Source organism: Citrobacter sp. CK194, assembly GCF_030333395.1.
Taxonomy (GTDB): Bacteria; Pseudomonadota; Gammaproteobacteria; order Enterobacterales; family Enterobacteriaceae; genus Citrobacter_B; species Citrobacter_B koseri.
Map to the genome: position 1 here is coordinate 721,399 of NZ_JAOWGA010000018.1, position 23,801 is coordinate 745,199.

Here is a 23,801-nt window from a genome sequence, read left to right on the forward strand (position 1 = left end):
TGGTGTATGCTTAGTACAGTCAACATGCGTAAGGATGCTTTATGAAAATAGTGATCGCACCGGACTCTTATAAGGAAAGTTTGAGCGCTCTTGAGGTAGCGACCGCCATTGAGGAGGGGTTTCGTGAAATCTGGCCTGATGCGGATTACGTAAAACTCCCGGTTGCTGATGGTGGTGAGGGAACGGTTGAAGCGATGGTCGAGGCCACGGCAGGCCGAATTGTTGATGTTGACGTGACGGGCCCGCTCGGCGACAGCGTGCGGGCATTTTATGGGCTTTCTGGCGACGAACGTTCGGCCTTTATCGAAATGGCCGCCGCCAGCGGGCTGGAGTTGGTTTCACCGCAATTACGCGATCCGCTAAAAACCACCTCGTGGGGAACCGGCGAGTTAATTCGCCACGCCCTCGATGCCGGGGTGGAACATATTATTATTGGCCTTGGCGGTAGCGCGACGAATGACGGCGGCGCCGGTATGGTGCAGGCGCTGGGGGCGAAATTGCTGGATGCGCAGCACCAGGAGATTACGCAAGGCGGCGCGGCGCTGGAAGCGCTCTCAAAGATTGATATCAGCGGTATTGATAAACGTCTTGCCGCGTGTCGTATCGAAGTCGCCTGCGATGTCACGAATCCGCTGACCGGGAAAGAGGGGGCATCTGCGGTATTTGGTCCGCAAAAAGGCGCCACGCCGGAGATGATTCAACGCTTAGACGACGCGCTGACGCACTATGCCCGGCTGATTTCCCGCGATCTGGATATTAACGTATTCGAACTGGCGGGCGGCGGCGCGGCGGGCGGTCTGGGGGCCGCATTATATGCGTTTTGCGGCGCGGAGTTACGGCGCGGCATTGAGATCGTGACCGATGCTTTGCATCTGGAGGAGTGCGTTGCTGATGCGGATCTGGTTGTTACCGGAGAAGGGCGCATTGACAGCCAAACGATACACGGCAAAGTGCCTGTCGGCGTGGCAAAGGTCGCGAAACGACATAATAAGCCCGTGATTGGTATTGCAGGTAGCCTGACGGCGGATGTGGGTGTTGTACACCAACATGGGCTGGATGCTGTTTTCAGCGTGATTTATACCATCTGTACGCTGGATGAGGCGCTGGAGAATGCCGCAGAAAATGTGCGTATGGCTGCGCGCAATATCGCCGCCACCCTTAACGTGGGGCAGCATTTACGTTAACTGCCTGATGGCGCTGCGCTTATCAGGCCTACGGTCACGCACCTGTAGGCCGGTCACGCTGCGCTTATCAGGCCTACGGCCACGCACCTGTAGGCCGGATAAGACGCGCTAGCGTCGCCATCCGGCATCCCCTCATCCTAATATTTTCTTTGCTTCGCGCGCGACGTTGTCCATCTCATCAAGCAGCTCCAGAAACTCGGGTTCAAGCTCCTCTTCTTTGGTGCCGCTGCGTAACTGCTGCTCAATTAACTGGCACAAGTTTTTCATGCGCGGCACCCCGCTGTAGCCGCAGCTGCCGTGCAACGTATGGATGAGATCCACCAGCCCTTCGGGCGCCTCTCCCACCAGCTGTTCTTCAATTTTGTTACGCACTTCCGGCAGGAAGTCGATGAGCATTTGCAGCAGATCCCGCGCCAGATCGGATTTTCCGGCCGCCTGGCGCAGCGCCAGTTGCCAGTCGAGCGTTGCGTTCGGGTTGACGATAAACTCTGTCGATTCAGCGGCGGGTAATCGGGTCGCTACCACGGCCCCCGGCTTATAGCGCAACAGCAGGCTGTGCAGTTTCTCTTCTTCTATCGGCTTGGCCAGATAGTCATTCATCCCCGCGCTCAGCAGCTTCTCTTTCTGACCCGCCATCGCATGTGCCGTCACGGCGATCACCGGCGTTTGCTGCTGATGCGGAAGCTGATGAATCAGCTCACAGGCGCGGATACCGTCCATATCCGGCATCTGAATGTCCATCAGGATCAAATCAAACTGCATCTGTTTGGCCCGTTCCACCGCCTGATGCCCGCTGTCGCAAAGCTCCACATGCTGGACTTTGTCCTCCAGCAGCGCGCCGATCAGCTTCAGGTTGGCCGGGTTATCGTCGACCGCCATTACCGTCATGGCGATTTTGTTCTCATCCGTCAGCAGCGGTTCAACATGCTGATTTAAATGGCAGTATTCCGTCAGCGCAGGCAGTAAACGCGTTGAGGTGAGCGGTTTTAACAGACAGGCCGCCGCGCCGCCTTGCTTGAGTTTTTCGGCGTTAATCTGGGCATGGCAAGGCAGCGCCAGCAGCAGGAAGTCCGTCATGGCGGCGGCTTTTGCCAGCCGTTCTTGCTGCATGGTGAGCGGTTCGTTAAAGGTCACCGGAACGCTGATAAGCAGGATATCGTAGTGATCCAGCGGCAACGCTGAGAACGTCGGGCTGTAGATCACCTCCAGCGGCGTGTCGCTCAGCATATCCAGCGTGCATTGCGCGGCGGTGGCGTTCGGTTCGACGTAGGCCAGCCGTTTTCCGACCAGACAGCGCGTTGGCGGCGCGTCGCTTATTACATTCGGGTTGAGATCGAGATTAATGTGGAACCAGAAAGTGGAACCGCGATTGGGCTGACTGTGGAACGAGATATCGCCGCCCATCTCATTGACCAGTTTTTGCGTAATCACCAGCCCCAGACCGGTTCCGCCATGACGGCGTGAAATGCTGGCGTCCGCCTGGCGGAAAGCCTGGAACAGACGCGACTGGTCGCGCTCGGGAATGCCGATGCCGGTATCGCGGATCTGGATTTCAATCTGTACTTTGGTATTACTGAGCGCGCGCTTTTCAACCAGAATGTCGATATTGCCGCTTTCGGTAAATTTAATGGCATTACCGACCAGATTGGTAATGACCTGCTGTAGGCGCAGCGGGTCGCCGATGACGTTATCCGGTACGTCATTTTTGATGTTTAACGTGAGCTCCAGCCCTTTGTCATGGGATGAATGCGCCAGCAGCGTCACCACTTCATCCAGCGTGCTGCGTAGCGGGAAGGGAATGCTTTCCAGAATCAGCTTGCCCGCTTCCAGCTTGGAAAAATCGAGCACGTCATTGATGATCGCCAGCAGGTTGTTGGCCGAACGCTCGATAGTATTGAGGTGATCGCGCTGGGTTGTATTGAGTTCGGTTTTTAGCGTCAGACGGGTAAAGCCAATCACGCCGTTAAGCGGCGTGCGCAGTTCGTGCGACATGTTGGCCAAAAACTCAGACTTAATACGCGCCGCTTCCTGAGCTCGCTTCTTCGCCAGATCCAGCTCAACGTTCTGGATCTCCATCTGTTCCAGCGTTTCGCGCAGATCCGAAGTGGCCTGATCGATATTATGCTGCATCTCTTCATGGTAAGCGGCAAGCGACATCGCCATCGAGTTGATGCCGTTTTTCAGCATATCCAGCTCGCCCAGCATAAAGCCCTCGACGCGGCTGTCGAGCTGCCCACGACGAATGCGGTCAACGGTATTGACCATATTACGAATGGGGCCGGTGACGTCGCGCATCAGACGCCAGCCAAAAATTAAGGCAATGCCGATACAGAACAGCATCATCACGCTGGAGATGAAAATCTCTTTGTACTGTTGCAGGCGGACGGACTTGAGATCCAGTTCAAGCGCCACATATCCCAACATATTTCTCGGCGTTTTGGCGTCTGTTACGGGGGATTCGTCCGGCGAATACCTTTCGGAGATAATCGGCGTTCGCAGGATCATAATGTCCCCGTGGCGGGTCACGCTCAGCCTGCGGGGAAACGGCTCCCCGGTGGCGAGCTGCATTTCTGACGGATCGAGATGGAAATTGGATGTGACAAACAGCCGGTTATTCTCGTCATAAACGGAAATGGCGCGCACGATGTCGGAGTGGCGGCGATGGAGAACGCTGATGAGCTGCCCGATTGATTCGCGGTTTTGCAGGTTCATGCCATATTCGCTGGAGACCGCAAGAGGTTCGATAATGCTGGCACCAGCATCTTCCAGTTGACGCTGCAAGTCGTTATAGCGATGCACAACGAAAAAGATACTGAGCAGTAAACCAATGAGGACGGTCGGGGCCAGGATCAGAATCATCATGCGTGCGCGCAGGCTGTAGTTGGTCATGGAGTTCCGTTATGGGACAATTAGGGTCACACTGTTAAATTGAGAAATATCTCGTCGATGGCGCAATTCTACTCTGCAAAACGACGCGTGACGACGCGTCAGATCATAACCGTTACGGTCAATGACCTCGATCCTTTTGGTCAGGGCGTGGCTCGCCATAATGGAAAGGCGCTGTTTATACCGGGATTACTGCCCCAGGAAAAGGGTGACGTCGTCATTACTGAAGATAAAAAACAGTTCGCCCGCGCGCAAGTTAAGCGTCGCCTGAATGATAGCCCGGAACGGGAAACGCCGCGCTGCCCGCACTTTGGCGTCTGTGGCGGCTGCCAGCAGCAGCATGCCAGCGTCGCGCTGCAACAACGCAGCAAAAGCGCCGCGCTGTCGCGCTTAATGAAATGCGATGTCGCCGAGGTGATCGCCGATACGCCGTGGGGCTATCGGCGCCGTGCGCGTTTAAGCCTGAATTATCTGCCTAAAACTCAGCAATTGCAGATGGGATTTCGCAAGGCGGGCTCCAGCGATATCGTGGATGTCAGGCAGTGCCCCATTCTGGTGCCCCAGCTTGAGGCGCTGCTGCCTCGCGTCAGGGCGTGTCTGGAAAGTTTGCAAGGAAACCGCCACTTTGGCCATGTCGAGCTGGTACAGGCGGGGAATGGCACCCTGATGGTGCTGCGTCATACGGCGCCCTTGAGCGCGGCGGACAGAGAAAAACTGGAACGCTTTTCGCATTCTGAGGGACTGTCTCTGTTTCTGGCCCCTCAAAGCGACATACTTGAACCGCTTACCGGGGAGGCGCCCTGGTATGATTCAAACGGGCTACGCTTAACCTTCAGCCCGCGCGACTTTATTCAGGTCAACGAAGGGGTGAACCAGAAAATGGTCGCCCGGGCGCTGGAATGGCTGGATATTCAACCTGACGACCGGGTTCTGGATCTGTTCTGCGGCATGGGGAATTTTACTCTGCCGCTGGCGACGCGCGCCGCCAGCGTTGTGGGCGTTGAAGGCGTTCCGGCGCTGGTGGAAAAAGGCCGGGAAAACGCGCGGCGTAACGGATTACAGAATGTGACATTCTTTCACGAAAATCTCGAAGAAGATGTCACGAAGCAGCAATGGGCGAAAAATGGTTTTGACAAAATTTTGCTCGATCCCGCTCGTGCCGGGGCGGCAGGCGTGATGAAACACATTATAAAGTTAAAACCAATTCGTATTGTTTATGTATCCTGTAATCCTGCTACGCTGGCACGGGATAGCGACGCCTTGTTGAATGCCGGATACCAAATTCAGCGGCTGGCGATGCTCGACATGTTCCCACACACTGGGCATCTGGAATCAATGGTGTTGTTTGAGCGTTTGTAATGAGTCATGGCTTGCTGACTTCGGTAGGCCTGGTCCCTTAAGGAGAGGACAATGGTTGCGGTAAGAAGTGCACATCTTAATAAAGCTGGTGAGTTTGATCCGAAAAAATGGATCGCGAGTCTGGGTATCTCCAGCCAGCAGTCGTGTGAACGCTTAGCCGAAACCTGGGCGTATTGCCTGCAACAGACACAAGGACATCCCGATGCGGAACTGTTGCTGTGGCGTGGCGTGGAGATGGTGGAAATCCTCTCTACGTTAAGTATGGATATCGACACGCTGCGGGCGGCGCTGCTCTTCCCCCTGGCTGACGCCAATGTTGTCAGCGAAGATATTCTGCGCGAGAGCGTGGGGACATCGATCGTCAATCTGATTCACGGTGTGCGCGATATGGCGGCGATTCGTCAGCTGAAAGCGACGCATAACGATTCCGTCTCCTCCGAGCAGGTGGATAACGTTCGTCGGATGCTGCTGGCGATGGTGGACGACTTCCGCTGCGTGGTCATCAAGCTGGCGGAACGTATCGCCCATCTGCGCGAGGTTAAAGACGCGCCGGAAGATGAACGCGTACTGGCGGCGAAAGAGTGCACCAATATCTATGCTCCGCTGGCTAACCGGCTGGGCATCGGGCAACTGAAGTGGGAGCTGGAAGATTACTGCTTCCGCTATCTGCACCCGGCGGAATACAAGCGGATCGCCAAACTGCTGCACGAACGCCGCATTGACCGCGAGCATTACATTGAAGAGTTTGTCGGGCATCTGCGTTCTGAAATGAAAACCGAAGGTGTGAAGGCGGAGGTCTATGGCCGCCCGAAACACATCTACAGCATCTGGCGCAAAATGCAGAAAAAGCATCTGGCGTTTGACGAGCTGTTTGACGTGCGCGCCGTGCGTATTGTGGCCGAACGTTTGCAGGACTGCTATGCCGCGCTGGGGATTGTGCATACGCACTATCGCCATCTGCCGGACGAGTTCGATGATTACGTCGCCAATCCGAAACCTAATGGCTACCAGTCAATCCATACGGTGGTGCTTGGCCCTGGCGGTAAAACCGTTGAGATCCAGATTCGTACCAAACAGATGCACGAAGATGCCGAACTGGGCGTCGCGGCGCACTGGAAGTACAAAGAGGGAGCGGTCTCCGGGGGGGCGCGCACGGGCCATGAAGACAGAATTGCGTGGCTGCGTAAGCTGATCGCCTGGCAGGAAGAGATGGCGGATTCTGGCGAAATGCTGGATGAAGTGCGCAGCCAGGTCTTTGACGACCGGGTGTATGTCTTTACGCCAAAAGGCGATGTGGTGGATCTGCCCGCAGGCTCCACGCCGCTTGACTTTGCCTACCATATCCACAGCGATGTGGGGCATCGCTGCATCGGGGCGAAAATCGGCGGGCGTATCGTGCCGTTTACCTATCAGTTGCAGATGGGCGATCAGATTGAAATCATCACCCAGAAGCAGCCAAACCCTAGCCGGGACTGGCTCAACCCGAACCTGGGCTATGTGACGACCAGCCGTGGCCGTTCTAAAATCCACGCCTGGTTCCGCAAGCAGGATCGGGACAAGAACATTCTCGCCGGGCGGCAAATCCTCGACGATGAACTGGCGCATTTGGGCATCAGCCTGAAAGAGGCGGAAAAACACCTGCTGCCGCGCTACAACTTCAATGAGCTGGAGGAACTGCTGGCGGCGATTGGCGGCGGGGATATTCGCCTTAACCAGATGGTGAACTTCCTGCAATCGCAGTTTAATAAGCCGAGCGCCGCCGAACAGGATGCCGCCGCGCTGAAACAGCTTCAGCAGAAAACATACGCCCCGCAGAATCGCCGTAAAGACGATGGTCGCGTGGTGGTGGAAGGGGTCGGCAACCTGATGCACCACATTGCGCGCTGCTGCCAGCCGATTCCTGGAGATGAGATTGTCGGGTTTATCACCCAGGGGCGCGGGATCTCCGTTCACCGGGCGGACTGCGAACAGCTTGTGGAACTGCGTTCTCATGCACCGGAACGTATCGTGGATGCGGTGTGGGGCGAGAGCTACTCTGCGGGATATTCGCTGGTGGTACGCGTTCAGGCCAACGATCGTAGCGGCTTGTTGCGGGATATCACCACCATTCTGGCTAACGAGAAGGTGAACGTGCTGGGGGTGGCCAGCCGCAGCGACACCCGGCAGCAGCTCGCTACCATCGATATGACCATCGAAATTTACAACCTGCAAGTGCTGGGGCGCGTTCTCAGTAAACTCAACCAGGTGCCGGATGTGATCGACGCGCGTCGTTTACACGGCAATTAATTTTTCCAGGCCGGATAAGCTTTGTAGGCCTGATAAGACGCGTCAGCGTTGCCATCAGGCATTGCCAGTTGCCGGATGGCAGCTGTCGCCTTATCCGGCCTACGTTGGTGACAATTTTCAGGATATTCCAATGAATCAAATCGATCGTCTGCTTGGCATCATGCAACGCTTGCGCGACCCGGAAAACGGCTGCCCGTGGGACAAAGAGCAGACGTTTGCCACCATTGCGCCGTATACCCTTGAAGAAACCTATGAAGTGCTCGACGCCATTGCCCGTGAGGACTTTGACGACCTGCGCGGAGAGCTGGGCGATCTGCTGTTTCAGGTCGTGTTTTATGCGCAGATGGCGCAGGAAGAAGGGCGCTTTGACTTTAATGATATTTGCGCCGCCATCAGCGATAAACTGGAGCGCCGCCATCCGCATGTCTTTGCGGACGTTGCCGCTCACAACAGTACCGAGGTATTAGCCCGCTGGGAGCAAATCAAAACCGAAGAGCGCGCGCAGAAAGCGCAGCATTCGGCGCTGGATGATATTCCCCGCAGCTTACCGGCGTTAATGCGCGCGCAAAAAATCCAGAAGCGCTGTTCGAACGTCGGCTTTGACTGGACGACGTTAGGGCCGGTTGTCGATAAGGTGTATGAAGAGATCGACGAGGTCATGTTCGAGGCGCGGCAGGCTGTCGTAGACCAGGCTAAACTGGAGGAGGAAATGGGCGACCTGCTCTTTGCCACCGTCAATATGGCGCGTCATTTAGGGACAAAAGCAGAGACCGCGTTACAAAAAGCCAATGAAAAGTTCGAACGGCGTTTTCGTGAAGTTGAGCGGATTGTTGCGGCGCGAGGCCTGGAAATGACGGGAGTTGATCTGGAAACAATGGAAGAAGTCTGGCAGCAGGTAAAACGCCAGGAAATTGATCTCTAACGAATTTAGGCAGTCAAGGGCGTTTTGTGTGATTTTTTAAATAACAAGCTCTTGATTTACGTCAAAAACATTTACCCCAAAGGGGCTATTTTCTCTTCCCGTTATGTTGATGAAACACCTTGTATACTGCCTCTTCGAGTTATTCGAGTCGCAACAAGGCGGCGACTGAAAGAATCCCCAGGAACATAGAAATGCGATGTGACTGGGGTGAGTGAAGGAAGCTAACACTGGTGCGGCTTGAAGAACGAAGGAGAGGGGATAATGAAAGTTTGTGGCGTACGCCATGTTCGGGTATACTGCTTTCCCGTCCTGGTTATTCCATCGTCTTTTAAACCTAACTTCTCAGGTTCAGCATGACAACGAACTATATTTTTGTGACCGGCGGGGTCGTATCCTCTCTGGGTAAAGGCATTGCCGCAGCCTCCCTCGCAGCCATTCTTGAAGCCCGTGGCCTCAACGTGACCATCATGAAACTGGATCCGTACATCAACGTCGATCCTGGTACTATGAGTCCAATCCAACACGGGGAAGTGTTCGTTACTGAAGACGGCGCCGAAACCGATCTGGACCTGGGTCACTATGAGCGCTTCATTCGCACCAAGATGAGCCGCCGCAACAACTTCACCACGGGTCGTATTTACTCTGACGTTCTGCGTAAAGAACGCCGTGGCGATTATCTGGGCGCAACCGTACAGGTTATCCCGCACATCACCAACGCGATTAAAGAGCGCATCATCGAAGGCGGCGAAGGCCACGACGTGGTGCTGGTCGAAATCGGCGGTACTGTCGGTGATATCGAGTCCCTGCCGTTCCTGGAAGCGATTCGTCAACTGGCGGTTGATATCGGTCGTGAGCACGCGCTGTTTATGCACCTGACGCTGGTGCCGTACATGGCCGCGGCAGGCGAAGTCAAAACGAAACCGACGCAGCACTCCGTTAAAGAACTGCTCTCCATCGGTATCCAGCCGGATATTCTGATCTGCCGTTCCGATCGCGCCGTTCCGGCCAATGAGCGTGCGAAGATTGCATTGTTCTGTAACGTTGCTGAAAAGGCCGTTATTTCTCTGAAAGACGTCGATTCTATTTATAAAATTCCGGGCATGTTGAAATCTCAGGGCCTGGACGATTATATTTGTAAACGATTCAGCTTAGACTGCCCGGAAGCGAACCTGGCCGAATGGGAACAGGTTATCTACGAAGAAGCGAACCCGGCGGGCGAAGTGACTATCGGTATGGTCGGCAAGTACATTGAACTGCCGGATGCCTATAAGTCGGTGATTGAAGCGCTGAAACACGGTGGCCTGAAGAACCGTGTCACCGTCAACATCAAGCTGATCGATTCGCAGGATGTTGAAACGCGCGGCGTCGAAATTCTGAAAGATTTAGACGCTATCCTGATCCCTGGCGGCTTCGGCTACCGTGGCGTTGAAGGTAAGGTCGCGACGGCGCGTTATGCGCGTGAGAACAATATTCCTTATCTGGGTATTTGCTTGGGTATGCAGGTTGCGCTGATTGAATTTGCGCGCAACGTAGCGGGTATGGAAAACGCCAACTCAACGGAATTTGTGCCAGACTGTAAGTACCCTGTTGTGGCGCTGATTACCGAGTGGCGTGACGAGAACGGCAACGTTGAAGTCCGTACGGAGAAGAGCGATCTGGGTGGCACCATGCGTCTTGGCGCGCAAATGTGTCAGCTTTCCGATGAGAGCCTGGTTCGCCAGATGTACGGTACGCCGACAATCACTGAGCGCCATCGTCACCGCTATGAAGTCAACAACATGTTGTTGAACCAAATTGAAGCTGCGGGTCTGCGCATTGCGGGCCGTTCCGGGGATGATCAGTTGGTCGAGATCATCGAAGTGCCGAACCATCCGTGGTTCGTTGCCTGTCAATTCCACCCGGAATTTACTTCAACGCCGCGTGACGGGCATCCGCTGTTTGCAGGCTTTGTGAAAGCCGCCAGCGACTATCAGAAGCGTCAGGCGAAGTAAGAAGTAAAAAAAGTTAGAACGGCAACGCGTACCAAAGGTACGCGTTGTTTGTCTGGAGTTTTAGTTTAACTTGTACTGAGGAAAACCTAATGTCCAAAATCGTTAAAGTCATCGGTCGTGAAATCATCGACTCCCGTGGTAACCCGACTGTTGAAGCCGAAGTACACCTGGAAGGTGGTTTCGTTGGTATGGCAGCCGCTCCGTCAGGTGCTTCTACGGGTTCCCGCGAAGCGCTGGAACTGCGCGATGGCGACAAATCCCGTTTCCTGGGTAAAGGCGTAACCAAAGCTGTTGCAGCGGTTAACGGCCCGATCGCCCAGGCAATCCTTGGCAAAGACGCCAAAGATCAGGCTGGCATTGATAAAATCATGATCGACCTGGACGGTACTGAAAACAAATCTAACTTCGGTGCGAACGCGATCCTGGCTGTGTCTCTGGCTAACGCCAAAGCCGCTGCGGCCTCTAAAGGTCAGCCGCTGTACGAGCACATCGCTGAACTGAACGGCACCCCGGGCAAATACTCCATGCCGGTTCCGATGATGAACATCATCAACGGCGGCGAGCACGCTGACAACAACGTTGATATCCAGGAATTCATGATTCAGCCGGTTGGCGCTAAAACCCTGAAAGAAGCAGTACGTATGGGTTCTGAAGTGTTCCACAACCTGGCTAAAGTTCTGAAAGCTAAAGGTATGAACACTGCTGTTGGTGACGAAGGCGGCTATGCGCCGAACCTGGGCTCCAACGCTGAAGCACTGGCTGTTATCGCTGAAGCGGTTAAAGCTGCTGGCTACGAGCTGGGCAAAGACATCACTCTGGCGATGGACTGCGCAGCATCTGAATTCTACAAAGACGGCAAATACGTTCTGGCTGGCGAAGGCAACAAAGCGTTCACCTCTGAAGAATTCACTCACTTCCTGGAAGACCTGACCAAACAGTACCCGATCGTTTCCATCGAAGACGGTCTGGACGAGTCTGACTGGGACGGTTTCGCATACCAGACCAAAGTGCTGGGCGACAAAATCCAGCTGGTTGGTGACGACCTGTTCGTAACCAACACCAAGATCCTGAAAGAAGGTATCGACAAAGGCATCGTTAACTCCATCCTGATCAAATTCAACCAGATCGGTTCTCTGACCGAAACGCTGGCTGCTATCAAGATGGCGAAAGACGCTGGCTACACTGCCGTTATCTCTCACCGTTCTGGCGAAACTGAAGACGCGACCATCGCTGACCTGGCTGTTGGTACTGCGGCAGGCCAGATCAAAACCGGTTCTATGAGCCGTTCTGACCGTGTTGCTAAATACAACCAGCTGATTCGTATCGAAGAAGCGCTGGGCGAAAAAGCTCCGTACAACGGTCGTAAAGAGATCAAAGGTCAGGCGTAATCCTGCTTTCACTCTTAACGTAAAAAACCCGCTCCGGCGGGTTTTTTTATGGCGTGCGTTTGGCGCAGCTGCTGTGCATGACCTTAGCGAGGTTTTCTGCGATAATCACTGATTATCCCCTTAACAGAGAATGCTATGCAGTACCCGATTAACGAGATATTCCAGACCCTGCAAGGTGAGGGTTACTTTACCGGCGTCCCCGCCATTTTTATTCGTTTACAGGGATGCCCGGTTGGCTGTGCCTGGTGCGATACCAAACACACCTGGGATAAGCTTGAAGATCGGGAAGTGTCGTTGTACAGCATCCTGGCGAAGACCAAAGAGAGCGACAAGTGGGGCGCGGCAAGTAGTGAAGACCTGCTGGCGGTGATAAGCCGACAGGGGTATACCGCGCGTCATGTCGTGATCACCGGCGGTGAGCCCTGCATCCATGACCTGATGCCATTGACCGATTTACTTGAGAAGAATGGATTCAGCTGTCAGATTGAAACCAGCGGCACACACGAGGTGCGCTGTACGCCCAATACCTGGGTGACGGTCTCGCCGAAGGTGAATATGCGCGGTGGCCATGACGTCCTGTCGCAGGCGCTGGAGCGTGCGAATGAAATCAAGCACCCTGTTGGTCGCGTCCGTGATATTGAAGCGCTGGATGAGCTATTGGCGACGCTGAGCGACGATAAGCCGCGAATCATTGCCTTGCAGCCAATCAGCCAGAAAGAAGACGCGACGCGTCTGTGCATTGAAACCTGTATCGCGCGTAACTGGCGCTTATCAATGCAGACGCACAAATATCTGAATATTGCGTGATAAAAAATCGTTAGCGCGCTTGCCGGGGGCGCTTCGCTTGCCCGGCCTACGGTCATACTCATTTGTAGGCCGGATAAGACGCAACGCGTCGCCACCCGGCACGTTCGCCCGTTCATTTACAGGCCGGATAAGACGCGAGATAAGGAATGCTACGCGTTCGACCAGCTTTGAATCGAATCGACGTTATCCAGGTTGCCATGCAGCACTTCATACGACTTTTTCAAAATCACATCGGTGTATTGCGTTAAGTCGCGGAAAATCCCTTTATTCAGCGCGTCATAGCGTCTGGCATTGCTCTCTATCGGCATAAACACATCTTTTACCCGCACCATTTTTTCAACCGCGGTCTCATAGTTCGGGTACAGACCAAGCCCTATGGCCGTGTTAATTGCCGCTCCCAGACTCGCGCAACCATTTATCACATTGCGTCTGGCGGGGAGATTGAACACATCGGCAAAGATTTGCATAAACAGGTCGCTATTCGAACCACCCCCGGTGATGATCACATGTTTAGCAAAGTGGTTCATTTCATTGCACATATTGTCGTAGTTGTTTTTCAGCGTCAGCGCAACGCTCTCCAGAATAGAACGGTAAATCCATGCGTAATCCATGCTGGAATCAAAGCCGATCATGATTCCTCGCTTGAACGGTTCCCAGGGATTGGTCAGCCAGTCGAGAACCGTCATTAAACCGTTACAGCCAGGCGGTACGCCGGCCGCTTTCTTATTGAGTAAATCTTCCGGCGACAGCCCCTGTGCTTTGGCGTCCTGAATCAGTGATTCGCCCAACATATCCCGCAGCCAGCTGACCGTCCACATGCCTTTACGAATACCGTAGCCTTCATAGAGCAGGGTTTCGGGAATAGAAGACATAATCGGCCAGTAAGCGACCGGATCTTTGGGGAGCGCTTTGCCGTTCATCATCAGGGCGATATAGGTGCCTAATGAGATAACTGCGGTTTCATCGTCCAGCAATCCTGCGCCCAGTGCTTCCACTGGTTTGTCGCTGGTGGTGCAGACCACGGGCAAGCCGACAGGGAAACCCGTTGCCAGGGCGGCGGCTTCAGTCAGATGACCGAGCACGCTTCCCGGCATCTGGATGTCAAACAGCATCTTGCGCGGAATGTTGAACTTCTTCATCACCGCATCGTCATCGCTCCACGCCCAGGTTTTGTAATCCACCGGCCACTGCCCAAAGTAGTTGGCGATATTGTCTTTAAACTCACCGGTTAAGCGATGCGACAGATAACCTGAAAATGAGGTGACATAAGCCACATCGGAGTTGGTATGCTCGTAGGGACGGGTTACGCGCGCGTCCTGCCAGCTAATCAGCGGAGCTGCGGGCGTGCCGTCGGCTTTTAATAATGCGCGACAGCAACGGATGGAACCCAGACCGATTCCAGCAATGTCTTTTCTGTCACCCGAAAACTGACTCATCAGGTCTTGCCCTGCGGAGCATAAAGACGTCCATAAATCATCATCAGGATGTTCTGCCGTATTGGCATCGGGTGTATACATGGGCTGTAACAATCCTTTCCCTTCGCACACCACATTCCCTTCGAGATCGTACATCACGACCTTCGTACTCTGACTTCCGCCATCAATTCCAATGATGTATTTCTTCGACATTGTCATTCTCCTTAATTTTCTCTCTTCACTCGCCGGAGGCTTCTGCGGCCAGCGATGTCATCTTTTCCGGTGTGGCGTTAGCGGTACGAATTTTGCGAAAGAGCAAAAAGGTAAACAGAATCACCATACACAGCGCCGCCAGTCCCATCAGCCACATGTTGCGATAGGCTTCCGCTGCCGGGAGCGTGTCCTGCCAGTGGCCTACGATCGGATAAACAAAAACGTCGGGCAGAAAACCGATAACCGAGCAGATACCTACCGTCGTTCCCATGATGTAAGACGGCGTTCTGGCTTCACCAGGGCAGGCCCAGTAAAGCCCGCGTGAGGCGTAGCAGGTGAAGCCCAACAGCAGAATCAGGCCGATCCCCATCACGACAGACTGCGGATTTGAGTTGGTGATCAGCAGCGCAATAAGCGCGACGGCTCCGACAATGGAGAGAAGCTGAATGACGCGCGTCGGCGATTTAATTTTGCTGTAAGTGGTAATGATGCCGCCCAGCGGGCCACAGATAGCGCGGAAAATTTTGTTGATCACAATGCCCATGTAACTCGCGGCGACCAGCGACATGCCATACATTTCGGTCAGGTAGTTGGTGGAGTAGCTGAGGATGGCATAGATCGTAAAGACGCCGAAGATGACCATGCTGCAATACCAGGTGGTGCTGATGCGTAACACGGCCAGAATATCGCTGAGCTGGAATGATTTTTTCTCTTCTTTCGCCGCGCTGCTGTGATGATGACCATCGCTGACGAAGAACCAGCACAGGATACCCAGCAGGATATAGACCACGCTGTAAATCAGAATCACCGTTTTCAGGCTGTTGCTGTCATCCGGCGCGAAGCGAGAAAAGACCCACATGGTAAACACTGCCAGCGACATCACGCCGACGCCGCGCAGCCCTTCCATCCAGCCCATAATTTTGCCTTGTTCACTGTGATCGCCAAGCAGCGACGCGGCTTTAATGGATACGGACCACAGCATCAGGATTGTCGTAATCGCGAACGCGACCTGAATGCACAGCATGACCCATAGCGGTGGATACGTCGCCATGACCAGACCGAGGAGTCCGGTAATAATCATTGCGGAGGTAATCATTTTGCGATGGGAAAATTTATCGGCGATGATTCCGCTGGGCGCATAAAGAATAATAGCAGCAACACCAAAGGTACTCATTATTAGCCCTATTTCGGTATTGCTAAATCCCATAAATTTTGCCATGGGAATTTGATATATATAGCGTAAATAAGCCAGATCAAAACTGACGCCACCGCTAAAACTAATAATGGCGAGGGTTATCCAGCGGCGATATGAGTTGTGTTGCATATCGAATTCCCATTTGTAATGGACAAAAAAAAGAGAAAAGTAAGCCGCCTTTTCAGGAGGATTACTTTTCTCAGGTCTCTAGTAATTACGTTAGAAATAGCATGGAAGGGCAGCTTATAGTGTGAGAATAATCACGCTTCTTGTTTTTTACCATAATTACAAAGCGAACGGTTCATCTGTGATTACGATCACATTAGATGTCTGGAGGTTGTGCTAAAAATTTACGCCAGTTACCAGAGATAATGAGAAAGGTAACTTCCCTCTCGCGGGGGAAGTTACCTTTCTTTTTTTTTGCCTGAAGGAATTTGGAGCCAACTATGTCGATCGAATCTCTCAATGCATTCTCAATGGATTTTTTCTCCCTGAAAGGGAAAACGGCAATTGTAACGGGCGGGAACAGTGGTCTGGGTCAGGCTTTCGCAATGGCGCTGGCGAAAGCCGGAGCCAATCTTTTTATTCCCAGCTTCGTAAAGGATAACGGTGAAACGAAAGAACTCATTGAAGCACAAGGTGTTGAAGTGGCGTTCATGCAAGTGGACATCACCGAGAAAGGCGCGCCGCAGAAGATTATTGCCGCCTGCTGCGAGCGTTTTGGCACGGTAGATATTCTGGTGAACAACGCCGGGATCTGTAAGCTGAATAAGGTTCTGGACTTTGGCCGCGCGGACTGGGACCCGATGATTGATGTTAACCTGACTGCGGCGTTTGAGCTGAGCTATGAAGCGGCAAAAATTATGATCCCACAAAATAGCGGGAAAATTATTAATATCTGCTCTTTGTTCTCTTATCTTGGCGGGCAGTGGTCTCCGGCTTATTCAGCAACCAAGCATGCTCTTGCTGGTTTTACCAAAGCATATTGCGATGAGCTTGGGCAATATAATATTCAGGTTAACGGTATTGCGCCGGGTTATTATGCCACTGATATTACGCTGGCAACCCGCAGTAACCCGGAAACTAATCAGCGTGTATTGGATCATATTCCGGCCAATCGTTGGGGTGATACTCAGGATCTTATGGGGGCGGCGATATTCCTCGCCAGTCAGGCATCAAATTATGTTAATGGTCATCTTTTGGTTGTCGATGGCGGTTATCTGGTGCGTTAATTTTAATATCGGTGGTTTCTGGTTTTTATTTTATTCTGCATTGACTATCAGGAAGGATTTATTATGTCATTATCCCGTGAAGCGATTGTTGACCAGTTAAAAGAAATTGTGGGTTCCGGGCGTGTTATTACGGATGAAACCGTATTAAAGAAAAACAGTATTGACCGTTTTCGCAAATATGCGGATATTCACGGCGTTTACACGCTGCCCATTCCGGCGGCCGTGGTTAAGCTCGGTTCGACGGAGCAGGTCTCTCGTGTTCTGGCATTCATGAATCAGCATAAAATCAATGGCGTGCCGCGTACCGGCGCATCTGCGACGGAAGGCGGTCTGGAAACCGTCGTCAAAGATTCTGTGGTGCTGGACGGCGCAGGGATGAATCAAATCCTGAGTATTGATATCGAAAACATGCAGGCAACCGCGCAATGTGGCGTACCGCTTGAGATTCTGGAAAACGCGCTGCGTGAAAAAGGCTATACCACCGGGCACTCGCCGCAGTCTAAGCCGCTGGCGCAGATGGGCGGTCTGGTCGCCACTCGCAGTATCGGCCAGTTCTCCACGCTGTACGGCGCGATTGAAGATATGGTGGTGGGGCTGGAAGCCGTACTGGCGGACGGAACCATTACCCGCATCAAAAACGTGCCTCGCCGGGCGGCCGGGCCGGATATCCGCCATATCATCATTGGGAACGAAGGCGCGCTGTGCTACATCACTGAAGTCACAGTGAAAATCTTTAAGTTCACGCCTGAAAACAACCTCTACTACGGCTATGTGCTGGACGACATGAAAACCGGTTTCGACATCCTGCGTGAAGTCATGGTGGAAGGCTATCGCCCCTCCATTGCGCGCCTGTACGACGCCGAAGATGGAACCCAGCACTTCACGCATTTTGCCGACGGCAAATGTGTGCTGATTTTTATGGCTGAAGGCAATCCGCGACTGGCGCAAGCCACCGGCGAAGGAATTGCGGAGATCGTGGCGCGCTACCCGCAGTGCCAGCGGGTGGACAGCAAACTTATCGAAAACTGGTTCAACCATCTGAACTGGGGGCCGGAAAAAGTGGCTGCCGAACGCGTACAGATCCTGAAAACCGGCAATATGGGCTTCACGACGGAAGTATCCGGTTGCTGGAGCTGCATCCATCAAATCTACGAAAGCGTGATCAACCGTATCCGTACCGAGTTCCCGCATTCGGACGATATCACCATGCTGGGCGGCCACTCTTCTCACAGCTATATCAACGGCACCAACATGTATTTTGTGTATGACTACAACGTGGTGGACTGTAAGCCGGAAGAGGAGATTGATAAGTACCATAACCCGCTCAACAAGATCATCTGCGAAGAGACGATCCGTCTTGGTGGTTCAATGGTGCATCACCACGGCATTGGTAAGCACCGCGTTCACTGGAGCAAGCTGGAACACGGTAGCGCCTGGCCGCTGCTGGAAGGTCTCAAGCGCCAGTTTGATCCAAACGGTATTATGAATACAGGCACGATCTACCCGATTGAAAAATAGAGAGTTATACGCAAAATCCTTTAAGCTGCATCAGGCAGCTTAAAGGGCGAAGCGTATAAACGGCTTCTCAACCGGGAAGCCGCGACTTTACCGGACAATGAAGGGGCTACGATGAACACTTCACCGGTGCGAATGGATGATTTACCGCTGAATGGTTTTCATTGCCGCATTGCTGCGCTGACATTCGGCGCGCATTTGACCGATGGCTATGTATTAGGCGTCGTCGGCTATGCCATGATCCAACTGACCCCCGCCATGCAACTGACGCCTTTTATGGAAGGGATGATTGGCGGCTCGGCGCTGGTTGGACTTTTTCTCGGTAGCCTGATCCTGGGATGGGTATCTGATTATATCGGGCGTCAGAAAATTTTTACCTTCAGCTTTATGCTGATAACCATCGCCTCTTTCCTACAGTTTTTTGCCACAACGCCGGAACAGCTTATTGGCTTGCGCATTCTGATTGGTATCGGCCTTGGCGGTGACTACTCGGTTGGTCATACATTGCTGGCTGAATTTGCGCCGCGTCGCCATCGGGGAATATTACTGGGCGCATTCAGTGTGGTGTGGACTATCGGCTATGTTCTGGCGAGCCTGGTGGGGCATCATTTTATTCAGGAAACGCCGGATGCCTGGCGCTGGCTGCTGGCATCGGCATCATTACCCGCGCTGTGCATTACGTTCTTACGCTGGGGAACGCCGGAGTCGCCTCGCTGGCTGATGCGTCAGGGGCGGATAACAGAGGCGTATGCGATTGTGCACCGCTACTTTGGCACGCATGTGCTGCTCGGCGATGAGGTGACGGCGCCGACGAGCAGACATATCAAAACGCTATTTTCAACGCATTACTGGCGAAGAACCGCGTTTAACAGCGTGTTCTTTGTCTGCCTGGTGATCCCGTGGTTTGTGATTTACACCTGGCTTCCCACCATTGCACAAACGATCGGTCTTGAAAATGCGCTAACCGCCAGCCTGATGCTTAACGCGCTGCTGATTGTTGGTGCGCTGCTGGGGCTGTTGTTAACACACCTGTTGGCGCACCGCCAATTTCTGCTCGGCAGTTTTATGCTGCTCGCCGCGACGCTTGTCGTCATGGCCTGTTTACCGGCGGGAAGCAGCCTGACGCTGTTGCTATTTGTGTTGTTCAGTACCACCATTTCTGCCGTCAGCAATCTGGTGGGGGTTCTGCCTGCGGAAAGCTTCCCGACGGATATTCGTTCCCTGGGCGTCGGATTTGCCACGGCAATGAGCCGATTAGGGGCGGCGATCAGCACCAGTTTGTTGCCCTGGACGCTGGCGCAGTGGGGAATGCAGGTCACGCTATTACTGCTGGCTGGGATATTAGTCATCGGATTTGTGGTGACCTGGCTGTGGGCGCCGGAAACCAAGGCGCTGCCGCTGGTGGCTGCCGGGAGTGTGGACAAAAGACAGGGAGGTGTGAATGAACATTCTGTTAGCGTTTAAGGCAGAGCCCGATCCCGGCATGCTGGCGGAGAAAGACTGGCAGGCGGCGACGGCGGATACCCACGGCCCGGATGTCTCCTTGCTGCGTTGCTCTCCGGGTGCGGATGAACAGGCGGCGGCAGCGTTGCTGCTGGCCCAGCGTAATGGGGGCTGTGAGATGACGTTGACTGCGTTAAGCATCAGCGACGAGCGGGCGCTCCACTGGTTACGCTATTTTGTCGCGCTGGGTTTTGAGACGCCGGTGTTGCTGGAGACGACGGCAGACCTGCGGTTTGCTCCCGAATTTGTCGCCAGGAACATTGCCGACTGGCAGCGTAATCACGGTGCGGATCTGATTATAACGGGCTGTCAGAGTAGCGAGGGTCAGAACAGTCAGACGCCATTTCTGGTTGCTGAAATGCTGGCGTGGCCCTGTTTTACCCAGGTGGAGCGTTTTACGCTTGAGCCTCCTTTTATTGTGGTTGAGCAGCGAACGATGACCGGGCTTCGGCGTTGTCGGGTACGGTTCCCGGCCGTCATCGCCGTCAGGCAGTGTGGTGAAGTGGCGCTTCCCGTACCGGGGATGCGCCAGCGTCTGGCGGCGGCGAAAGCAGACGTCGAGCGTCGGAACGTTGTGGTTGAGACAACACCAGCGGTTCAGTGCCTGCGTCTGGAGAGGCCGGAGCAGCGGCGGCATGCAACGATTATCAGCGGCGCGACGGCGCAGGAAAAAGCCCGGAGGCTATGGGCGGATTATTTGCGCCAGAGGATGCCGTCATGAAAATTGCCATCATTACTGACTCGCATGAGTGTGCGGCGATGGCGAGCTGGATCGCAGAGAATGCGCTTTGCACCGCAGAACTGGAGCGCTGGATTATCGATCCCGTGCCGGATGTTGCAGAGCAGGTGCTGGATGCGCTGGCGGCGCAATGGCTGCGGACACCTGTTGATATGCTGATCTTTCCGGCAGGTAGTCCGGGCGATGAACTGGCAACGCGACTCGCCTGGCGTCTGCATGGCGGCAGCCTCTGTCAGGTTCAGGCTGTGGATGTGCGACAAGGCCTGGTGAAAAAATCCCACTGGGGGAATGCGCTGACGGCAACGTTGCAAATTACCGCACGCCCTTTGTGCCTGTCGCTGGCGCGACAGCCGGAGGTGAGCGCTTCTGGTCATTCTTTACCTGTGATGACGGAATATCTGATTACCCCCACGGCGCCCCCCGACTGGCTGGATAAGGTGGAAAGCGTAAATAGCGTCGCTACCCATCCTTTGTTACGTGCCGGGCGCGTACTGGTGGTTGGGCAAGGGGGAAGTGAAGCGGATGCAGATAAGATTACCGCGCTTGGTCAGGCGCTTGATGCTGAGGTAGGGTATAGCCGTGCGCGGGTGATGAACGGCGGTTTTGATGCCGATCGCGTGACTGGAATATCGGGGCATCTGCTGTCGCCGGATGTCTGTATCGTGGCTGGCGCGTCAGGAGCGGCGGCGTTGATGGCCGGAGTACGCCAGAGCCGTTTTGTTGTGGCGATAAACCACGATGCCAGCGCGCCGGTTTTTGCGCAGGCGGATGTCGGGATTGTCGATAACTGGCTACCGGTGCTGGAAGAGTTGGTCCGCTGCAAAAATGCCTGATGGCGCTACGCTTATCAGGCCTACGTGTAGGCTACAAAAATGCTTGATGGCGCTATGCTTATCAGGCCTACGTGTAGGCCCGATAAGACGATTTATCGTCGCCATCCGGCGTTGCCCGGCTTAATTAAGGTGTTTCGCTAACGTCCAGACGTCGGTATTGGTGGTGGAAAGCGCCGCCACACCGGCTTTCATCGCATTGCGGGCGTCTTCTTCATCGCATACCAGCCCCCCGGCAATCAGCGGCTGGCGTATCTTCTCTGTCACCCAGCCCAACACTTTCGGCATACAGCCCGGCAGGATCTCAATACAGTCCGGGTTTGACTGCGCGACCTGCTTATCAATATTGTGAAATGAAATGGAATCAACGATAAACAGACGGTGAATACAGAAAAAACCTTCCGCTCTGGCGGCTTTCAGCATTGCCGCTTTCGTGCTGATGATGCCATCCGCTTCGGTGACCAATTTTAAAAACTGGATCACGACCTCTTTATTTGACGCCCCCTCCAGCAGATCAACGTGGATAAACGCATATTTACCCGCATTTTTTATTTTCTTCACAATCGCGCTGATGGTGCAAATGTTACCGTACAGCACGGAGATGAACTGACATTCGGAATCAATGGCTAACTGTAGGCTGGCGTTATCTTTAACGGCGGCAATCACCGGATTCTGGCGGAGCAGGTGTAACAGGGGCATAGATTATCCTTATATACTCGTCATACTTCAATTTGCTGGTGCGTTGGCTTTCCTCGCAACTCGAATTATTTAGAGTATCAAATTAGCCAAATCGGTAAGTGATGCCAAACCCAGATGCCGGGTAGCGCCACTGTTGCAGCGTTTTTTCATCACACAGTAGTCGACAGGCGCCGCACTCCAGGCAGCCGCGAAAGTCGACTTGTAGGCCCCCTTCCGGCGTGCGGGAAAAGAGTCCGGCGGGGCAGGACGTGATCAGCCGTTCTGCCGTTTTGCTGTCGACAGCGGCAGCCGTAACGATATGGGAAATTTCGGCGGGGCGCCAGATGTTGCGGGCTACAGACATCGTAAGCTCCTGATAATATCGCCTGCCAGATGGCGCAGGCCGTGACGGCGAAAATGACGCCAGACGATCTGGCGCAGCGGCGGCACGGGATGATGCCCCTGATGCCAGAGCTCGTGAGAAATATCCTGCATTAATGCAGGCCATTGACGATACCATCCCGGGCGCTGCAACAGCGCGGGAACATCCCGATAGCGTTGCAAAACCTCCCACAGCAGACTGTGCCGGATGTCCTGATGATAGGCCGGGAACAGATTTTGCGGCGCATGTTTCTGGCAGGCGTTAATCAGGGTTTGCGCGGCCGCCTGAGCGCCGATGAGCGCCATATCCATACCGCGTACGGAGAAGCCGGTATTGACGCAGCTGCGCAACGCATCGCCTGTCAGCAGCCAGCCTTCGCCTGCGTACTGGACGGGCATGCTGTGTAAGCCGCCTTCCGGCACCAGATGCGCGCCGTACTCCAGCGTTTCGCTGCCTCTGAGCAAAGGACGCAGCGCCGGATGCGCTTTGAGCCGTTCCAGCATTTCGACTGTCGGAATGTCGCTCTGTGCAACAGAAGAGAGTGGACACACGACGCCTAAAGAGAGCGTCTCCTGGTTGGTATAAAGAAACGCGCCGCCGGGGAGATCGCCGCAAATTTCTCCGCTAAACAACATGGCGGCACCTTCCGCCCCGGACAATCGGAAGCGCTCTTCAAGCGTCTGTTTATCCAGCGCCAGCACCTCCTTGATCCCCAGCGCCATTGATGTCGCGGCGGGGCGAGGCAGGAATCCATACCGTTCCGCCAGCACGCTGTTTGCTCCTTCTGCCAGCACGACATAACGGGCGCGCAGCGTTTCATCTTCGCACATGACGCCGCAGACTCGGCCATCTTCAATATGGAGCGCTTCAACCGTAACGCCGTTAACGCACTGTACCCCTGCGGCCTCGGCCTGAGCGACAAACCAGGGATCGAAGCGGGCGCGCAGCAGACTCCATGAGTCACCGTCTGGTTGCAGGCTGGACCAGGTTGTTGCGCCATCACGGGTTAATAGCGTGAGGTTTTCCTGAGTGATACGGCGTTCAAGGGGGGCGGACTGGTGAACGTCGGGAAGAAGCTCGGCGAGCGCATGACAATATAAACGACCGCCGGAAAGATTTTTGCTGCCGGGAAACTCACCGCGTTCAAGCAGCAGGACTGAGAGTCCAGCCCGCGCACAGCGTAAAGCACAAGCGGTGCCCGCTATCCCTGCACCAATGATGATGATATCGAAATCGTCAGCCATGTTGTGCTCCAGAAATCCTGAGAACACAACCC

General features: G+C 54.2%; 18 protein-coding genes. 12 read left to right on the forward strand and 6 right to left on the reverse strand.

What is annotated here, in order from left to right:
• Positions 1-41: 41 nt before the first annotated feature.
• Complete coding sequence (locus tag OGX80_RS15175; RefSeq protein ID WP_049009493.1) at positions 42-1,184, forward strand: glycerate kinase; 1,143 nt, start codon at positions 42-44, stop codon at positions 1,182-1,184.
• A gap of 132 nt (positions 1,185-1,316) precedes the next feature.
• On the opposite strand, the gene barA is transcribed toward OGX80_RS15175, so the two are convergent.
• On the reverse strand, positions 1,317-4,073 hold the full coding sequence (gene barA, locus OGX80_RS15180; RefSeq protein ID WP_049009494.1) for a two-component sensor histidine kinase BarA: 2,757 nt from the start codon (positions 4,071-4,073) through the stop codon (positions 1,317-1,319).
• A 57-nt stretch (positions 4,074-4,130) separates the two neighbouring features.
• Here barA and rlmD point away from each other — a divergent pair, with 57 nt between their 5' ends.
• The 6 genes from rlmD to queE all read left to right on the forward strand — a co-directional run bounded on the left by rlmD (position 4,131) and on the right by queE (position 12,823).
• On the forward strand, positions 4,131-5,429 hold the full coding sequence (gene rlmD, locus OGX80_RS15185) for a 23S rRNA (uracil(1939)-C(5))-methyltransferase RlmD (RefSeq protein ID WP_071257914.1): 1,299 nt from the start codon (positions 4,131-4,133) through the stop codon (positions 5,427-5,429).
• A gap of 51 nt (positions 5,430-5,480) precedes the next feature.
• On the forward strand, positions 5,481-7,715 hold the full coding sequence (gene relA, locus OGX80_RS15190) for a GTP diphosphokinase (RefSeq protein WP_012134892.1): 2,235 nt from the start codon (positions 5,481-5,483) through the stop codon (positions 7,713-7,715).
• A 130-nt stretch (positions 7,716-7,845) separates the two neighbouring features.
• The gene (gene mazG, locus OGX80_RS15195) at positions 7,846-8,637 is read left to right on the forward strand and encodes a nucleoside triphosphate pyrophosphohydrolase (RefSeq protein WP_012134891.1); all 792 of its coding nucleotides are present in this window, start codon (positions 7,846-7,848) and stop codon (positions 8,635-8,637) included.
• 353 nt (positions 8,638-8,990) lie between these two features.
• Positions 8,991-10,628 carry a glutamine hydrolyzing CTP synthase gene (pyrG, locus tag OGX80_RS15200; protein WP_047461602.1) on the forward strand — a complete coding sequence of 546 codons (1,638 nt, stop codon included), beginning with the start codon at positions 8,991-8,993 and terminating at the stop codon, positions 10,626-10,628.
• Between the two features lie 89 nt (positions 10,629-10,717).
• Entirely contained in the window at positions 10,718-12,016 is a 1,299-nt protein-coding gene (gene eno, locus OGX80_RS15205; protein WP_012134889.1) for a phosphopyruvate hydratase, read from the forward strand.
• A gap of 135 nt (positions 12,017-12,151) precedes the next feature.
• The gene (queE, locus tag OGX80_RS15210; RefSeq protein ID WP_115181219.1) at positions 12,152-12,823 is read left to right on the forward strand and encodes a 7-carboxy-7-deazaguanine synthase QueE; all 672 of its coding nucleotides are present in this window, start codon (positions 12,152-12,154) and stop codon (positions 12,821-12,823) included.
• Between the two features lie 149 nt (positions 12,824-12,972).
• Here the strand turns inward: queE and OGX80_RS15215 are convergent, their stop codons facing one another.
• Positions 12,973-14,451 carry an FGGY-family carbohydrate kinase gene (locus tag OGX80_RS15215; RefSeq protein WP_115181220.1) on the reverse strand — a complete coding sequence of 493 codons (1,479 nt, stop codon included), beginning with the start codon at positions 14,449-14,451 and terminating at the stop codon, positions 12,973-12,975.
• Between the two features lie 25 nt (positions 14,452-14,476).
• Positions 14,477-15,775 (reverse strand): MFS transporter, encoded by a 1,299-nt coding sequence (locus OGX80_RS15220; RefSeq protein WP_115181221.1) that lies wholly within the window; start codon positions 15,773-15,775, stop codon positions 14,477-14,479.
• Positions 15,776-16,092: 317 nt separating this feature from the next.
• On the opposite strand from OGX80_RS15220, the gene OGX80_RS15225 reads away from it, so the two are divergent.
• The 5 genes from OGX80_RS15225 (at position 16,093) to OGX80_RS15245 (ending at position 21,468) form a co-directional block, all read left to right on the forward strand.
• Positions 16,093-16,878, forward strand: coding sequence for an SDR family oxidoreductase (locus OGX80_RS15225; RefSeq protein ID WP_012134885.1), 786 nt, complete (start codon positions 16,093-16,095; stop codon positions 16,876-16,878).
• A gap of 63 nt (positions 16,879-16,941) precedes the next feature.
• A complete protein-coding gene (locus OGX80_RS15230) occupies positions 16,942-18,396 on the forward strand; it encodes an FAD-binding oxidoreductase (protein ID WP_286471316.1) in 1,455 nt (484 codons plus the stop codon).
• Positions 18,397-18,507: 111 nt separating this feature from the next.
• Positions 18,508-19,857, forward strand: a complete 1,350-nt coding sequence (locus tag OGX80_RS15235; RefSeq protein WP_115181222.1) for an MFS transporter — start codon at positions 18,508-18,510, stop codon at positions 19,855-19,857.
• Positions 19,835-20,617: an adenine nucleotide alpha hydrolase family protein gene (locus tag OGX80_RS15240; protein ID WP_115181223.1), complete on the forward strand. Its 783-nt coding sequence runs from the start codon at positions 19,835-19,837 to the stop codon at positions 20,615-20,617. The genes OGX80_RS15235 and OGX80_RS15240 overlap by 23 nt, the downstream gene beginning before the upstream one ends.
• A complete protein-coding gene (locus OGX80_RS15245; RefSeq protein ID WP_115181224.1) occupies positions 20,614-21,468 on the forward strand; it encodes an electron transfer flavoprotein subunit alpha/FixB family protein in 855 nt (284 codons plus the stop codon). The genes OGX80_RS15240 and OGX80_RS15245 overlap by 4 nt, the downstream gene beginning before the upstream one ends.
• A 120-nt stretch (positions 21,469-21,588) precedes the next feature.
• On the opposite strand, the gene OGX80_RS15250 is transcribed toward OGX80_RS15245, so the two are convergent.
• From OGX80_RS15250 to OGX80_RS15260, 3 genes are all read right to left on the reverse strand, one after another.
• Positions 21,589-22,164: a glycerol-3-phosphate responsive antiterminator gene (locus OGX80_RS15250; RefSeq protein ID WP_012134878.1), complete on the reverse strand. Its 576-nt coding sequence runs from the start codon at positions 22,162-22,164 to the stop codon at positions 21,589-21,591.
• An 82-nt stretch (positions 22,165-22,246) separates the two neighbouring features.
• A complete protein-coding gene (locus tag OGX80_RS15255) occupies positions 22,247-22,507 on the reverse strand; it encodes a ferredoxin family protein (RefSeq protein WP_112001650.1) in 261 nt (86 codons plus the stop codon).
• Entirely contained in the window at positions 22,498-23,769 is a 1,272-nt protein-coding gene (locus tag OGX80_RS15260; protein WP_112001651.1) for an FAD-dependent oxidoreductase, read from the reverse strand. The genes OGX80_RS15255 and OGX80_RS15260 overlap by 10 nt, the downstream gene beginning before the upstream one ends.
• Between the last annotated feature and the right edge of the window lie 32 nt (positions 23,770-23,801).